This is a genomic window from Anaerococcus hydrogenalis DSM 7454 (assembly GCF_000173355.1).
In the GTDB taxonomy this organism is placed as follows: Bacteria; Bacillota; Clostridia; order Tissierellales; family Peptoniphilaceae; genus Anaerococcus; species Anaerococcus hydrogenalis.
In genome coordinates, this window is the sequence record NZ_ABXA01000044.1 from 55,525 (window position 1) to 70,602 (window position 15,078).

At 31.1% G+C, this 15,078-nt stretch carries 15 protein-coding genes, 2 pseudogenes and 1 other annotated feature; of the genes and pseudogenes, 14 read left to right on the forward strand and 3 right to left on the reverse strand.

Going from position 1 to position 15,078, the window contains the following annotated elements; genetic code table 11:
- From rpsM to ANHYDRO_RS08110, 13 genes and pseudogenes are all read left to right on the forward strand, one after another.
- Positions 1 to 342 carry a 30S ribosomal protein S13 gene (rpsM, locus tag ANHYDRO_RS08055; protein ID WP_004815502.1) on the forward strand — a complete coding sequence of 114 codons (342 nt, stop codon included), beginning with the start codon at positions 1 to 3 and terminating at the stop codon, positions 340 to 342.
- An 8-nt stretch (positions 343 to 350) separates the two neighbouring features.
- The gene (gene rpsK, locus ANHYDRO_RS08060; RefSeq protein ID WP_004815504.1) at positions 351 to 755 is read left to right on the forward strand and encodes a 30S ribosomal protein S11; all 405 of its coding nucleotides are present in this window, start codon (positions 351 to 353) and stop codon (positions 753 to 755) included.
- 12 nt (positions 756 to 767) lie between these two features.
- Entirely contained in the window at positions 768 to 1,361 is a 594-nt protein-coding gene (gene rpsD, locus ANHYDRO_RS08065) for a 30S ribosomal protein S4 (protein WP_004815507.1), read from the forward strand.
- A 33-nt stretch (positions 1,362 to 1,394) separates the two neighbouring features.
- Positions 1,395 to 2,351: a DNA-directed RNA polymerase subunit alpha gene (locus ANHYDRO_RS08070; RefSeq protein WP_004815509.1), complete on the forward strand. Its 957-nt coding sequence runs from the start codon at positions 1,395 to 1,397 to the stop codon at positions 2,349 to 2,351.
- A 9-nt stretch (positions 2,352 to 2,360) separates the two neighbouring features.
- Positions 2,361 to 2,702, forward strand: coding sequence for a 50S ribosomal protein L17 (gene rplQ, locus ANHYDRO_RS08075; RefSeq protein WP_004815511.1), 342 nt, complete (start codon positions 2,361 to 2,363; stop codon positions 2,700 to 2,702).
- A 164-nt stretch (positions 2,703 to 2,866) separates the two neighbouring features.
- Entirely contained in the window at positions 2,867 to 3,967 is a 1,101-nt protein-coding gene (locus ANHYDRO_RS08080) for a PP2C family protein-serine/threonine phosphatase (RefSeq protein WP_004815513.1), read from the forward strand.
- Complete coding sequence (gene deoC / locus ANHYDRO_RS08085) at positions 3,957 to 4,598, forward strand: deoxyribose-phosphate aldolase (protein ID WP_039914455.1); 642 nt, start codon at positions 3,957 to 3,959, stop codon at positions 4,596 to 4,598. The genes ANHYDRO_RS08080 and deoC overlap by 11 nt, the downstream gene beginning before the upstream one ends.
- Positions 4,599 to 6,044, forward strand: coding sequence for an alpha-amylase (locus tag ANHYDRO_RS08090; RefSeq protein WP_004815517.1), 1,446 nt, complete (start codon positions 4,599 to 4,601; stop codon positions 6,042 to 6,044).
- A pseudogene (locus ANHYDRO_RS08095) lies at positions 6,044 to 6,630 on the forward strand (ribonuclease H1 domain-containing protein). Before ANHYDRO_RS08090 ends, ANHYDRO_RS08095 begins: the two are co-directional and overlap by 1 nt.
- Complete coding sequence (locus ANHYDRO_RS10895) at positions 6,627 to 6,773, forward strand: maltose acetyltransferase domain-containing protein (protein ID WP_004815520.1); 147 nt, start codon at positions 6,627 to 6,629, stop codon at positions 6,771 to 6,773. The pseudogene ANHYDRO_RS08095 and the gene ANHYDRO_RS10895 overlap by 4 nt, the downstream one beginning before the upstream one ends.
- 110 nt (positions 6,774 to 6,883) lie before the next feature.
- Positions 6,884 to 7,180: a DapH/DapD/GlmU-related protein gene (locus tag ANHYDRO_RS10900; protein ID WP_279624978.1), complete on the forward strand. Its 297-nt coding sequence runs from the start codon at positions 6,884 to 6,886 to the stop codon at positions 7,178 to 7,180.
- 60 nt (positions 7,181 to 7,240) lie between these two features.
- Positions 7,241 to 7,469: a binding site (T-box leader), on the forward strand.
- Positions 7,470 to 7,538: 69 nt separating this feature from the next.
- A complete protein-coding gene (locus tag ANHYDRO_RS08105; protein WP_004815524.1) occupies positions 7,539 to 8,774 on the forward strand; it encodes an argininosuccinate synthase in 1,236 nt (411 codons plus the stop codon).
- Between the two features lie 193 nt (positions 8,775 to 8,967).
- A complete protein-coding gene (locus tag ANHYDRO_RS08110) occupies positions 8,968 to 9,912 on the forward strand; it encodes an alpha/beta hydrolase (protein WP_004815526.1) in 945 nt (314 codons plus the stop codon).
- Positions 9,913 to 10,039: 127 nt separating this feature from the next.
- Here the strand turns inward: ANHYDRO_RS08110 and argH are convergent.
- The 3 genes and pseudogenes from argH to ANHYDRO_RS08125 all read right to left on the reverse strand — a co-directional run bounded on the left by argH (position 10,040) and on the right by ANHYDRO_RS08125 (position 14,436).
- Positions 10,040 to 11,478, reverse strand: a pseudogene (gene argH, locus ANHYDRO_RS08115) (argininosuccinate lyase).
- A 9-nt stretch (positions 11,479 to 11,487) separates the two neighbouring features.
- A complete protein-coding gene (locus tag ANHYDRO_RS08120) occupies positions 11,488 to 13,023 on the reverse strand; it encodes a Na+/H+ antiporter NhaC family protein (protein WP_148315686.1) in 1,536 nt (511 codons plus the stop codon).
- A gap of 858 nt (positions 13,024 to 13,881) precedes the next feature.
- Positions 13,882 to 14,436: a DUF3783 domain-containing protein gene (locus ANHYDRO_RS08125; protein WP_004815541.1), complete on the reverse strand. Its 555-nt coding sequence runs from the start codon at positions 14,434 to 14,436 to the stop codon at positions 13,882 to 13,884.
- 100 nt (positions 14,437 to 14,536) lie between these two features.
- Between ANHYDRO_RS08125 and ANHYDRO_RS08130 the strand changes: the two genes are divergently transcribed.
- Complete coding sequence (locus tag ANHYDRO_RS08130; protein ID WP_039914458.1) at positions 14,537 to 15,022, forward strand: hypothetical protein; 486 nt, start codon at positions 14,537 to 14,539, stop codon at positions 15,020 to 15,022.
- Positions 15,023 to 15,078: the final 56 nt, after the last annotated feature.

Below are 15,078 nucleotides of genomic sequence, written 5' to 3' on the forward strand. Positions count from 1 at the left end.
ATGCCAAGAATAGCTGGTATAGACTTACCTAGAGAAAAAAGAGCAGAGATTGGATTAACTTATATTTATGGTATAGGAAAATCTTCAGCACAAGAAATATTAGAAAAAGCAGGAATTAATCCTGATACAAAGATGAAAGACCTTACAGAAGGTGAATTAGGAAAAATTCGTGAGGTACTTGACGATTATACAATCGAAGGTGATTTAAGACGTGAAGTATCAATGAATATTAGAAACCTTAGAGAAATTAATTGCTACAGAGGACTAAGACATAAAAAAGGTCTACCTGTAAGAGGTCAAAATACAAAAAATAACGCAAGAACTAGAAAAGGAAGACATTAGGAGGAGATATGGCAGCAAAGACTAGAAAATCTTCTGCTAAAAGAGGTAGAAGAAGAGTTAAAAAGAATGTCGAAAGAGGACAAGCTCATATCAATTCAACATTCAATAATACAATGGTAACTTTGACAGATGCACAAGGTAATGCCTTATCATGGGCAAGTGCTGGACAATTAGGTTTTAGAGGATCAAGAAAATCTACTCCTTTTGCAGCACAAGAAGCAGCTTTAGAAGCAGCTAAAAAAGCTATGGACTATGGTTTAAAAAGTGTAGAAGTATTTGTTAAAGGACCAGGCTCAGGAAGAGAATCTGCAATCAGAAGTTTACAAGCAGCAGGGCTTGAAGTAACAATGATAAAAGACGTAACACCAATTCCTCACAATGGTTGTAGACCACCTAAGAGAAGAAGAGTTTAATAAGGAGAAACTATGGCAGTAAGCAGAGATCCAATTTTTAAAAGATGTAGAAGCTTAGGAATAAGCCCAGCATACTTAGGATATTCAGGAGAATCTAAAAGATCAAACTCTAATCAAAGAAGAAAACTCAGTGAATATGGTATGCAACAAAGGGAAAAACAAAAAGCTAAATTCATCTACGGAGTAAGTGAAAAACAATTTAGAAGTTATTATGAAAAAGCTTCAAAAATGCATGGACAAACAGGTGAAAACCTAATAATCCTTTGCGAAAGAAGACTTGACAATATAGCATTTAGATCAGGACTTGCTAGAACTAGAAGAGAAGCAAGACAAGTTGTAACACACGGACATTTATTATTAAATGGAAAAAGTGTTGACATCCCATCAATTCTTGTAAAAGAAGGCGATGTTATCGAAGTTAGAGAAAAATCAAGATCAAGCCAATTGTTTAAGGCTATCAAAGAAACAAACCAATCATTTGGAATTGTTTCATGGTTAGATTCAGATTTAGAAAACTTAAAGGTAAAAGTTACAAACTTCCCAACAAGAGAAGATATTGATATACCTGTTGAAGAACGTATGATTGTTGAGTTCTATTCTAAATAGAATTAGTTAAATTGTTAGAACTAAGGAGATACAATGATAGAAAAATTAGATACAAAAATTGAAATTTTAGATATAGACGAAGAAACAAATTACGGAAAGTTTGTCTTATATCCACTCGAAAGAGGCTATGGTACAACCATAGGAAACAGTATGAGAAGGATGCTTTTATCATCCTTACCTGGTTCTAGCGTCTCAAAGATTCTTATAGACGGGGTACTACATGAATTTTCAACAATTCCTGGAGTTGTGGAAGATGTACCTGAATTAATATTAAATATCAAAGGTATTGATATTAAAAAACATACAAAAGAAGATCTAACACTATTTTTAGATATAGAAGGCCCAAAAATTGTTACAGCAAAAGATATTAAAACTGATGCCCAAATAGAAGTAGCAAATCCTGACCATTATCTTGCAACAGTCAATGATAAGGCAAGATTATTCATAGCACTTGATGTTACTGACGGAAAGGGCTACAGAGTTGCTGAGTTAAATAAAAAGGATACAGATCCTATAGGGGCAATTGCAATAGACTCATCATTTACACCAGTTAAAAGTGTAAACTTTACAGTAGAAAATACTAGAGTTGGTGAATCTACAGATTATGATAAATTAATTCTTGAAGTATGGACCGATGGAACAATCACTCCTCAAGAAGCCTTATCTGAAGGAGCTTCAATTTTGATGGAAGATATTAGATTTTTCAAAGATCTTCCAGGCCAACAATTCCCACCAGAAGTTGAGGAAGAAGAAGTTGAAGAAATTGAAGAAGAAGATGATAATCAAGTAGAATTATCTAAAACTATTGAAGAATTAGATCTTTCATTAAGATCATTCAATTGTCTAAAAAGAGCAGGATACAATACTGTTGGTGAGATAATAGAGAAAAGTGAAGCCGAACTAAAAGATATCAAAAACTTTGGTAAAAAATCTTTAGATGAAGTTATTGATAAGATTCATAGTTTAGGACTTAGCTTAAGAGAAGAATAGGAGGATATGATGGCTAATAAAAGAAAGCTTGGTAGAAGAACTGATCATAGAAATGCCTTACTTAGAAATCAAGTAACTTCTTTGTTAGACAACGGTAGAATTACTACTACCCTAACAAGAGCAAAAGAAACTCAAAAAATGGCTGATCGTATGATCACTTTAGGAAAGAAAAATACACTTCACACAAGAAGACAAGCAGCTCAATATATATACAAACCATCTACAGTTCAAAAATTATTTGGTGAAATTGCACCAAAATATGAAGATAGAAACGGTGGATATACTAGAGTATTAAAACTCGGACCAAGAAAAGGTGACGGTTCTGAAAGAGCAATTTTAGAATTAGTATAATTAAACTTACTCTATAGCATCTTATGAAAATAAGATGCTTTTTTTGTGCTTATTTTTATTTTTTAAATTTATACTATTTTTGTATAATTTATTCTTATAAAAATTGAAAATCTATCATATAAATGTTAACATTAAAAGAGAATAAATGTTAAAAAGAGGTTTATATGGGTAAGGAAAATATAGAAAAATTTAGGGATGATAATTTCTATGTCTTAAACTCAATGGATGACTGGGTTAGGATACTTGATAAATACGGGAGGATTGTATTTATTAATGAAAAAATGAAAAGAGATATCCACTTAGATAGGTCACTCATTGAGCAAAATATAGATACTGAAAAACTTAATGAGAAGGCTGATATTTTTAAAAACACAACAATTGAAGAAGAAAGACTTATTAACGATAAGTATTATTCTATAAAGTCGTCTCCCTTATATTATCAGGATGAATTTTTAGGAATTATTGAAGTTTATAGGGATATAACTAGTGAATCTAAAATGAAAGTTGACCTATTTAATGCAAATAGGAAGATGCTTGAAGATATTAGATTTGTTAGAAAAATTCAAAGCAATATACTTCCTAAAAATAAGGTATATGGGGATATAAAACTTGAAGGTAGATACCTACCTTCCAATGATGTTTCCGGTGACTTATTTGATATTATAAAAATTGACAAGGATAAGTATTCCTTTTATATAGCTGATGTTATGGGTCATGGGGTTAAGTCTTCAATTATGACTATGTTTGTAAAACTTTCTATAGCAGCTATATTTGAAAGACACCCTTTTTATTCTCCAGGACAGGTTTTAAAAAAATTAAGAGAAGAATTTGTAAAACTTGATATGAACTCATCCCAATATTTTACAGTTTGGATTGGAATTTTTGACTGCAAAAATAATACCCTTACCTTTTCAAATGCAGGCCACAATTGCCCACCTCTTCATTTGATTAATAAAAAATCCTATGTTGAAAAACTTGTTGTTTCAGGAAGGATGATTTCAAATATAATAGAGCAAAATATCTACCAAGAAGTTACAATAAACTTAAATCCAAAAGATAAGATATTATTTTATACTGATGGGATTATAGAAAGTAAGGATATAGGAAAAAATGAGTATTCCGTTGAAAGATTGATGAAAATTTTAAATGAAGATAGAGGTCTTGATTATATACTAGGTGATTTGGAAAAATTTACCTGGGGCGAACAAGATGATGATATAAGCCTTGCTATAATTGATTATAAAGGAGAAAAAAATGAAAATTAACCAATATATTGACCACACTATATTAAAAGCTGATGCTACAAAAGACCAAGTTAAAAAAATTGTTGAAGAAGCTAAGGAATATGACTTTAAATCTGTTTGTGTAAATTCCTCTTATGTTTCTTTTATTAGAAATATGGATAAGAATATTAGGATTACATCAGTAATAGGATTTCCTTTGGGAGCTATGTCAACTGAAGCTAAAGTTTTTGAAGCAGAAGATGCTATCAAAAAGGGTGCAGATGAAATTGATATGGTAATTAATGTTGGAAGACTAAAAGATAAAGATTATGACTATGTTCTTAACGATATAAAAGAAGTTAAAAAGGCTTGTGGGAATAATACTTTAAAGGTTATTATAGAAACTTGCCTACTTGATGATGAGGAGAAAATCAAGGTATGTGAACTTTCTAAAGAAGCAGGAGCTGATTTTGTAAAAACTTCTACAGGATTTTCTACAGGTGGAGCAAGAAAAGAAGATGTTGCTCTTATGAGAAAAACTGTAGGAGAGGATATGGGAGTTAAGGCTAGTGGAGGAATCCACACTTATGAAGAAGCTATGGAAATGATAGAAGCCGGGGCAAGTAGATTAGGTTGTTCAGCATCTATTGCTATAGTAAATGGAGAAAAATAAATGAGTGATGTTATGATGCAAGCCTTCGAGTGGGACACACCTGCTGACGGAGGCTATTATAAATTTTTAAAAGAAAATGCAAAAAAAATTAAGGATGCAGGAATTGATGCCCTTTGGCTTCCACCAATGTGTAAGGGTGGAGGAGACCAAGATGTTGGATATGGAATTTATGACTTGTGGGATTTGGGAGAATTTGACCAAAAAGGCACAGTCAGGACCAAATACGGAACAAAAAAAGAACTTCTTGAAGCAATTGATGAACTTCACAAAAATGATGTAAAAGTTTATGCTGATGTTGTTTTAAACCACAAGGGAAATGCTGATTTTGAAGAAGAATTTATGGCAAGAATGGTAGATCAAAACAACAGGGAAAAAGATGTATCAGAAGATATGAAAATAAAGGCTTGGACAGGTTTTGATTTTCCTGGAAGGGCTGGTAAATATTCTGACTTTGTTTGGCATTATTACCATTTTACAGGTGTTGATTATGATGCAAATACCGATACAAAGGCTATTTTTAGAATCCTTGGTGATGGAAAATATTGGGATGAGGGTGTAAGTGATGAAAAGGGAAATTTTGATTATCTCATGAACGCAGATATTGACCATTCCCACCCAGAAGTAAGAGAAGAAATTTTTAAATGGGTTGATTGGTTTATGGAAGAGACTGGGGTTGATGGCTTTAGGTATGATGCTTTAAAACATATTTCTGATGAATTTATTTATGACCTATCCAAACATATTATGGAAAAAAAGGAAGATGATTTTTATCTTTTTGGAGAATATTGGCAATATGATGAGGGCCAAATTGATGGATATTTAGATGATACTGATTGGAAAATAGACTTATTTGATGTTCCACTTCATTTTCACATGCAAGAAGCAAGTAAGTCCAATGGAAATTATGATATGAGAAATATTTTTAACAATACCATAGTTGAAAATCATCCCCTTCAAGCAGTAACCTTTGTCGACAACCACGATTCCCAACCTGGTCAATCTTTAGATTCTTGGGTTGAAGATTGGTTTAAAGAAATTGCCTACTCCTTGATTTTATTTAGAAAAGACGGCTATCCTTGCATCTTTGCAGGAGATTATTATGGTTTAAAAGGAGAAATTAAAAAAGATCCTTTAAAAGAAATGATTGATAAGATGCTTGATGTGAGAAAAAAATATTCTTTTGGGGACCAAGATGAATACTTTGATAATCCTCAAGTTGTAGGTTGGGTAAGAAGAACTGATAATGAAACATCCTCCCTTGCAGTTTTAATTTCTATTGGAGATATGGCTGAAAAACAAATGTTTGTTGGAGAAGAAGAAGCCGGAAAAGTTTATATAGATTTATCAGGAAATAACAAAAACCAAGTTACAATTGATGAAGATGGAAACGGGGTCTTTAATGTTGGACCTGGTTCTGTTTCATATTGGGCAGCAGAGGAAAATTAATGAAATATTACGCAGTAAAAAAAGGCAGAAATCCTGGGATATATACATCCTGGGATTTATGTTTAAAAGAAGTAAAAGGCTACAAGGGAGCAATTTATAAATCTTTCAAGAAAAAAGAAGATGCCTTAGATTTTTTAGAAGATAAAAAAATTGAAATAAAGGCTGACAAGGACTCAGTAATAGCCTACATAGATGGATCTTATTCTAAAAAAGATAAAAAATATGGAGTAGGCATTGTCTATATTACTGATGAAAAAATAGAGGAAATTTACGAAGATTTTGATGATGAATTTCATATCCACAGAAATGTAGCGGGAGAGGTAAAGGCAAGTGTAGGAGCAATCAATAAGGCGATTTCTGATGGTAAAAAACAATTTATATCCATTTCGATTACCAAGGAATAGAATCATGGGCAAAAGGCGAGTGGAAAAGAAATAACGAACTTACAAAAAGATACTACGAATTTTTCCAAAAAGCAAAAGAAAAAATTGATGTCCATTTCATAAAAGTAAAGGCCCACTCAAATGACAAATATAATGATATGGCAGATGCCTTGGCAAAAAAATCCTTGGGGATAGAGGCATGAGAGAATTAGAAAAAATGCTAAAAGGTGAAATTTACAATGCAAATTTTGACCAAGAAATATCCAAACTAAGGCAAAAAGCCCAAGACTTATGCTTTGAATTTAACCAAACAAGGCCATCTGATAGAAAAAACAAAAAGAAATAATAAAAAAATTAAAAATTAAAACAAAAGAAAATTTCACTATAGAAAGTCCATTTTTTTGTGATTATGGTTTTAATATAGAAATAGGAGAAAATTTTTATGCAAACCATAATTTGATAATCTTGGATTGTGCTAAGGTAGAAATCGGAGATAATGTATTTATAGGACCAAATGCGACAATTTCTACAGCAGGCCACCCACTAGATTATAAAAAAAGAAATCAGGGCCTAGAATATGCCTATAAGATAAAAATTGGAAACAATGTGTGGATAGGTGCAAATGTAGTAATAAATCCAGGAGTAAAAATAGGAGATAATACAGTAATTGGATCAGGATCTGTAGTGACAAAAGATATAAAAGAAAATTCACTTGCCTTCGGTAATCCTTGTAGGGTTTATAGAGAAATTTAAGAAAAAATTTGACAAAAGATTAGAATAATACTACAATATATTTAATTAAAATATTAGTTAAGAAAAGTGTTGAAGAGAAGAGTAGCTATTTTAATACTTAAAGCGAATCCCGTAGAGTGTGAGGGGATAAGTTAAGAGATAGTGAAAAGAACCTTAGAGCTTATGGGTCGATACAAGGAGACCTATACGGGAACTCCCGTTACAGAGTTAGAGTATGTTAGTACTTGATGAGGTTTATTTTGTGAAAAATAGACAAATACGGGTGGTATCGCGAGTCTTCGTCCCTTTTGGGATGAAGGCTTTTTTAATTTCCAAAAACACAAATGACTAGTTTTTTAAAAAATTTAGGAGGAAAAATATGATTAATAATGAATATGAAATTTTAAATCAAGCAAAAAAAGTAGTATTGGCTTATTCAGGAGGTCTAGATACATCTGTAATGGTAACTTGGCTAAAAGAAAATGGAGCAAAAGAAGTTATTTGTGTATCAGTAGATTTAGGACAGGTAAAAAATCCTGAGGCCTTGGAGAAAAAAGCTCTTAAATCTGGAGCTAGCAAATTTTATAATGTAAATGTTGAAGATGAATTTATAGAAGACTATGCCTTCAAAACTTTAAAGGCTGGAGCTAAGTACGAAAATGTATACCTATTAGGAACAGCCATAGCCCGTCCTTTAATTGCCAAAGTTTTGGTTGATGTGGCAGAAAAAGAAAAGGCAGATTTGATAGTTCATGGTTGTACAGGAAAAGGAAATGATCAAATACGTTTCGAACTTTCAATAATGACTATAAATCCTCAAATAAATGTTCTTGCCCCATGGAGATTTTGGGATATAAAGGGACGTAGCCAAGAAGAAAAATATGCAAAAGACCATGGCATAGAGCTTAAAGTAACAAAAGATGAAGACTATTCAATGGATGAAAATATTTGGCACCTTTCCCACGAAGGCTTGGACTTAGAAAACCCAGAAAATCCTGCAAACTTAGAAAAAATCCTATATTGGGTTACACCAGCTGAAAAAGCTGTGGATGAGGCAGAAATTGTAGAAATAGAATTTGAAAAAGGAAAACCTATAGCCCTAAATGGGGAAAAATTAAAGGGATCTTCACTTGTAAAAAAATTAAATAAAATTGGAGGAAAACACGGAATAGGTGTAGATGATATGGTAGAAAGCAGGATGGTCGGAATGAAATCAAGAGGAGTATACGAAAATCCAGCTGCAAGTATCCTTTACTTTGCCCACGAAAAATTAGAATCCGTAACAATTCACCCAGATGCCTTCCAATATAAGCAAAAAATGGCCCTAGATTATGCCAAATTAGTCTATGCAGGAAAATGGATAACCCCACTAAAAGAAGCTATGGATGACTTTATAGAAAAAACTCAAGAAAATGTAAGTGGAAAAGTAAAAGTAAAACTTTACAAAGGCTCTATGCAACCTGCAGGAATTTATGCAACAAACTCACTTTACCTAGAAGAATACGCAACATTCGAAGAAGATGATGTATATAAACAATCAGACGCAACAGGCTTTATAAATTTATTTGGCCTATCAAGTAAAATATATGCAAAAGCTATGAAAGAAAATAAATAAGCAAGTCCTCCTTACTAAAAATTGTAGGGAGGATATTTTTTAAAAAATATTTATAAGGATTTCTTGGTCCTAGATTCTAGATTTTTTAAAAATTTTATCCTACTTATATTTGTAAAATTTTGGTAAAATTTATGATTTTTTCTAGGCTAATTCAAATATTTTTCTTATAATTTAATTAAGATAGGGGGATTTTATGAGAAAGAAATTAAAAATTATTGCTATAGTTATAAGTGTACTTTTTATATCAGGAAGTTTAGTTTTTGGGGCCTTTCTGGGTGTGGAAACTTTTAAGGGGCTAACAAATTTTACACCAAGAAAAACTACTATAGAAAATATTTCAAAATATAAGAAGGAGTATGAAAAATTTGCAGAAAATAAGGATGTTGAAGAGGTAAAAATAAAATCTTCCAAGTTTGACCATGAAATACCTGCAATTTTTATTAATAATAATAATTCTGACAAGATTTGCATCATGGTCCATGGTATGGGAGCAAGTAAGTATTCTATGTATAATCAAGGGCAAATTTTTTATGATTTAGGTTACAGTCTTTTAATTTATGATCAAAGAAATTCAGGATATAATAAGGCAAAATACTCAACATTTGGAGTCTTGGAGTCTTTTGATACATTGGATTGTCTAAATTATGCAAGGAAAAATATTAATGGAAAGGCTAGGCTTGTTTTATTTGGAGAATCTTTAGGGGGAGCAACATCTTTGATTGCTGCAAGTCGTGATAAGACAAATATTGATTATCTAGTCCTTGATTGTCCCGTTTCAGATTCTAATGAATTTTCTGATAAGGTATTTGAAAAGGTAGAAAAAGAAGAAAATATACCTGGGAAATTAATGAAATTTACTGGAAATATTTGCTTGAAATTAAAATTAGGCTTTACTTTAAAAGATATTAACACAATAAAATGGATAAAAAATGCAAAACTAGATATGCCAATTTTGATAATAAATTCTGATTCTGATAAGATTACCCCTAAATACATGGGAGAAGATATTTATAGGGCAATAGATTCAAAAAATAAAGAAATTTATACAGCAAAGGGCTATGATCATACAAAATTTGCCCAAGAAAACCCAAAAGCCTACAAGAAAGTGATAGCTGAATTTTTTGAAAAATATAAGTAGAACTTACTATAAAAAAATAATTTTTAATTAAAAAAACAAGGAAAATCAGCTTAGATTTTCCTTATTTTTTATATAAGCCTTATGATAAGTATTTTAACTAATCTTATAAAGCTTTTTATATAATAATTTATTTTTCTAAATTAGCATATAAAGAATCTATGGTATTTTTTAACCTACTAATTTGATTTTCTAATTTTTCTATATATTCTTCTCCAACTCCTACTTGCCTTTCAACTTCTTTGAAGGATGTTGCTCCAAAGGAGTTTCTTCTTTTTATGGAATTTTCAATTTTAAATATTGATAGGTCATCTAGTTTTACTGGAAATTCTAAAATTTCTAGGTCTTTTTTATTTATTTGAGAGAAATCTTTATTGTTATTTTCGCAATATTTTACCAGGTTTCCTACAATTTCATGGGCTGACCTAAAGGGAATATTTTCTTTTACCAAATATTCTGCTATGTCAGTTGCTTCTATAAATCCTTCTTCTAAATGTTTTTTCAAAACTTCTTCTTTAAAGTGGGATCCTTCTAGCATTTTTTCAAATATTAATAGGGACATGTTTAGGGTTTTTATTGAATCGAATAAGGCTTCCTTATCTTCTTGGAAGTCCTTGTTGAAGGTTAAAAATGTTCCTTTTACAACTGTAAGAAGATTAATTAAATTTCCTATATTTCTACCAACCTTTCCTCTTGCAAGTTCTGCGAGGTCAGGATTTTTCTTTTGAGGCATGATTGATGATCCTGTACAATATCCATCATCTATATCTATAAATGAAAATTCTTGGGAATTAAATACTACAAATTCTTCCGCAATTGATGAAATATGGGTCATAGTAAGAGATGAAAGGTATAAATAATCCATTATATTATCACGATTTCCTACAGTATCCATGGCATTTTCTGTTGGTTTGTCAAAGCCTAGAAGTTTTGTTGTAATAAATCTATCGGTTGGAAGAGTTGTCCCAGCCATAGCACAAGCTCCGAGTGGATTTTCTTGGAGTCTTTTGAAAAGTTCCATAAATTTCTCACTATCTCTTTTAAATCTTTGGAAATGTGCCATATAATAATAGCCAACTGTTATTGGTTGGGCGTGTTGAAGATGGGTAAAGCCAGGCATAATCTTTTGGCCTTCTTCCTTGGCTTTTTTATTAAAATTTCCATCAAATTTTTAAGCCTTGTAAGGGTTTCAAGACAAGCCTCTCTCATAAAAAGAGTTTCATCAAGGGCATTTTGGTCGTTTCTACTTCTTGCAGTATGAAGGGCCTTGCCGGCATTGCCAATTTCATTGGTAAGTTCTTTTTCAATTAGCATCATGATATCTTCATTTGCTATATCAAGCTCAACTTCACCCTTGTCAAATTTTTCCTTAACCTTAATAAGGCCAGATTTTATTTTCTTATAAGTATCTTCATCAATAATTTTACAATCTTTTAGCATTGTAACATGGGCAAGACTTCCCAAAATTGAATATGGATATAAGACATTATCAAAAGATAAAGATTCATTATAAAGGGCTGTCACCTCATCCATTGCCTTGGAAAATCTTCCAGACCATAAATTTTTCATTATTTCCTCCTAAAATTTTTCAAAACCATATTTTTTCATAGATATTTTGTGCAAAATATAAATCAAAATAAATAAAACTATCATAGTAACAAATATAATTGCATTTGACGCCATGTGGCCTGCAATTATAAAAGTAATAAAGGAAAGAGCTCCAACTGTTAGAGAATATGGAACCATACATGAGAAAAAGTCCATATGATCTCCACCTGCTCCTGTTGATGCAAGCATAGTAGTATCAGAAATTGGTGAAGATGAATCACCAAAAAGTCCTCCAGATGAAACGGCAGCTACAACAACTGATAAAGAAACTCCCATTTTGTGTGCCATAGGAATTGCCAAAGGAATTAAAATTGCCATAGTTCCCCAAGATGATCCAGTAGCAAAAGACATTATGCAGCCAATCAAGAAAAATACGGCAGCAAGCATTTGAGGAGATAAAAATCCTTCAGTAATTTTTAAAATATACTCAGCAGTTCCCATTTGTGTAGAAATTCCACCCAAAGACCAAGCAAGGGTAAGAAGAACTGCCATAAAAGAAGAATTTGAAACTCCCTTTAGAAAAACTGACATACACTCATCAAAAGTCATAAGCTTATCTTTGATTGATAAAATTATAAGAGATAAGGTTGCAAGCAAAAATCCTGCAGCAATAGATGACCTAATCATTTTTCCAGGAACAACTTCCTTTGGAAAGCCATTTAAAAATAAATTAGTAAAAATAGTAACAACCATTATAATAAGTGGAATTACCATAATCATAATTGAAACATCCTTATCATGCTTGTGACTATCTTTTACAGATTTTCTCATAGGAGTTCCACCATCTCTCATAGTTTGTCCAGTAGTAGCTGCCCTGTGTTGGGCCTTTAGCATTGGACCATAATCAAATTGAGTTAGGGCCAAAAATCCTGCCATAAGTAGGGCCAAAATTGCATAAAAATTAAAAGGAATAGCCCCAATATAAATTGACCAAGAACTTTCATGAGTCAAACTTAAATTTTTAAGCTCAGTATCAATCAGTCCCATAGAATAAACTCCCCATCCAATAATAGGAATAAGGGCAGCATCACAAATTGATGTTACATCCAAAATATAGGCAAATTTTTCCTTTGAAGCCTTTAACTTATCCAAAATTTCTTCAAAAATTGGTCCAAGAATTAGTGAATTTCCTGTATCAGTAAACCAAATAACAAGTCCACCAAGCCAAGCTAAAACCTCACCCTTGGCACGAGTATCGATTTTGTGGGTTATATTTTTTGCAAAAGAATTTGCAGCCCCAGTTGCAGTCAAAAGAGCAACGAAACCACCGATTATTGCCATCATAAAAATAGTTTGAGCATTAGAATCCTCAGCTATTTTTACATACATAAAATCACCAATCATAGAAATTAAAGCAGTAAAGGGATTAAACTTATTAATAATCAAAGATCCTATATAAACTGCAGTTAAAAGCGAAACTATAATATTTTTAGTAGAAATCGACAAAATAATAGCAATAAGTGCTGGTAAAAGCGACAAAAAACCATAGTAAATATTTTCTTCCATAATTTCCTCCTTAAAATTTTTCCTTTGAAGATATAAAAAAAACGCCCCTAAAAAAAGGGACGATAGTAAACGTGTTGCCACCCTAATTTGCAAAATAAATTTTGCCTCATTAGAAAAACTTAAACGCAGTCAACGGGAAGCTTATGACTTATACTTCCAACCATTTCAAGCATCTTTTCAGTTAAAAATACCATAGCCTCTTCCAGCAAAACGAAACCTCTCTGTGATTAATAAATCTAACCTACTAAACTCTTCAAAGTATTTATAAAGATGATAACATCATATGAATACTTTGTCAAATATATTTATAATTATTTTATTAGACTAATAGTAAAATATGAAAAAGTAAATTTAAGCTAAGGCGTAATAAATAAAAGAGATCTCTCGACTAGGCTCGAGATGGGTGGTTTTTGTATTGAGATTATTGCTAAAGGATCTTTAAATTATTTTTTAATCATTATTGGAAATAAATATTTCTATAAAATCAAGAAAAGAAGAAAATTATTACTTCTACTTATATAAAATAGGTGAATATTCAAAAAATTTTAATAGAAAAATTTAAATATAAGCAAAATATAAAAAAAGACCTATCGACTAGGCTCGAGATGGGTGGTTGTAATATTCGGATTATTGCTAAAGGATTTTTTTAATTATTATTTTAAAATTATTATTTAAAAAAATATTAAAAAAAAGATCTCTCAAAAAGCTAGATGTGAGATAGGTCTTTGTATTTTATTGCTAAAAAATAAATATTTCTTTAGTATTAAAGTAAATAAAGAGTAACCCATCTCGAGCCCAGTCGAGAGATCTCCCTTATTAAATTTATACAAAAATATAAGCTAAACTTTGAAAAAAATCCTATAAACTTTCAACCAAGCTTTTAATTTTATCCCTATATTCTTTGGCTACATTAATATCAAAATCTTCTCCAGCTGTTTGGAAATAATGGTTTAATTCCTTAACTGATTTTGCTATTTGTGGATTTTCTTCTCCACTTTTTTCTTTGATTTTGCTAGCCTTTGACAAATATCCATTAATTTCTTCTACAATTTGCATAGTTTTATGTTCTTGGTCGTTTTCTTCCAATAATTCTCTTAAAGTCCATTTGATATTTGTAGGTGTAATTCCAGCCTTGTGCTCAATCACAACTCCTTCTGCTCTCATATTATCGATAAATTCAAACAAATCATTTTGTTCAAAATCTTTAAAAAATGCAAAGGTAAAATCATATTGGTCAAGGTGCTCGCCTTCTGATTCTATTTTTTCATAACCTTCAATTTCAGCAAGATATCCAACCTTTTGATCAACAGCTTCCATGCCAATCAATTTTAATTTTACATTTTCCTTTTCACATAAAATTCTTAACTTTTCCTTTTCTATATCATTAGCGTTAAATAAAATAATTAATGCCATAAAATCTCCTTTTCTTTTTATACTTTATTTTATACCCAAAAAGATTATTTACTCACAAATGGGTATAATATATTATAAAGATAAATTTAGGGAGAGTTTTATGAAAGATTTTAAATATGAAAATAATAGGATAAAAGAAATTGATAAATTACTAGTTGAGGCAAGAGATGCTCTTGGAGTTTTGCAAAGGGCAACAAAGAGGGTTGGAAAGGCTTCTGATTATTCTCTTACTGGTCTTGTTGGAAGAAATATTGTTGGAGATTTTTTAAGGTCTAATAAAAATAATTCTATTAATAAGGCGATTGATAGGAGTCAAGATGTGCTTTTGAGTCTTCATTCAAATTTATTAACTTTTGATCCAAAGCTTGCATCAATTATTGATCTTCCTTACAAACTTAGTCAATTTTCTAGCCCTAGAAATCCTATTTCAGATATGAAATTAAGAATTGATATGAGAAAAAAGAAATTGGATATTCAAAAATCTGAGAAAAAACTTATTACTCTTATCAAAAGACTTTCTAAGGAAAGGTCTAAGGAGATTAATAAAATTAAAAAAAGTATAGAGCTTAAAGCTTTTGAAGATTAATAATTTAGGGACATTTTCACCTTTCTACTTATATATAAGTAGGAGGTGATTTTTTT

Excerpts from the sequence above, each read along its gene's own strand:
- rpsM (WP_004815502.1), top strand. The coding sequence starts at position 1 with ATGCCAAGAATAGCTGGTATAGACTTACCTAGAGAAAAAAGAGCAGAG.
- rpsK (WP_004815504.1), top strand. The coding sequence starts at position 351 with ATGGCAGCAAAGACTAGAAAATCTTCTGCTAAAAGAGGTAGAAGAAGA.
- rpsD (WP_004815507.1), top strand. The coding sequence starts at position 768 with ATGGCAGTAAGCAGAGATCCAATTTTTAAAAGATGTAGAAGCTTAGGA.
- ANHYDRO_RS08070 (WP_004815509.1), top strand. The coding sequence starts at position 1,395 with ATGATAGAAAAATTAGATACAAAAATTGAAATTTTAGATATAGACGAA.
- rplQ (WP_004815511.1), top strand. The coding sequence starts at position 2,361 with ATGGCTAATAAAAGAAAGCTTGGTAGAAGAACTGATCATAGAAATGCC.
- ANHYDRO_RS08080 (WP_004815513.1), top strand. The coding sequence starts at position 2,867 with ATGGGTAAGGAAAATATAGAAAAATTTAGGGATGATAATTTCTATGTC.
- deoC (WP_039914455.1), top strand. The coding sequence starts at position 3,957 with ATGAAAATTAACCAATATATTGACCACACTATATTAAAAGCTGATGCT.
- ANHYDRO_RS08090 (WP_004815517.1), top strand. The coding sequence starts at position 4,599 with ATGAGTGATGTTATGATGCAAGCCTTCGAGTGGGACACACCTGCTGAC.
- ANHYDRO_RS10895 (WP_004815520.1), top strand. The coding sequence starts at position 6,627 with ATGAGAGAATTAGAAAAAATGCTAAAAGGTGAAATTTACAATGCAAAT.
- ANHYDRO_RS08105 (WP_004815524.1), top strand. The coding sequence starts at position 7,539 with ATGATTAATAATGAATATGAAATTTTAAATCAAGCAAAAAAAGTAGTA.
- ANHYDRO_RS08110 (WP_004815526.1), top strand. The coding sequence starts at position 8,968 with ATGAGAAAGAAATTAAAAATTATTGCTATAGTTATAAGTGTACTTTTT.
- ANHYDRO_RS08120 (WP_148315686.1), bottom strand. The coding sequence starts at position 13,023 with ATGGAAGAAAATATTTACTATGGTTTTTTGTCGCTTTTACCAGCACTT.
- ANHYDRO_RS08125 (WP_004815541.1), bottom strand. The coding sequence starts at position 14,436 with ATGGCATTAATTATTTTATTTAACGCTAATGATATAGAAAAGGAAAAG.
- ANHYDRO_RS08130 (WP_039914458.1), top strand. The coding sequence starts at position 14,537 with ATGAAAGATTTTAAATATGAAAATAATAGGATAAAAGAAATTGATAAA.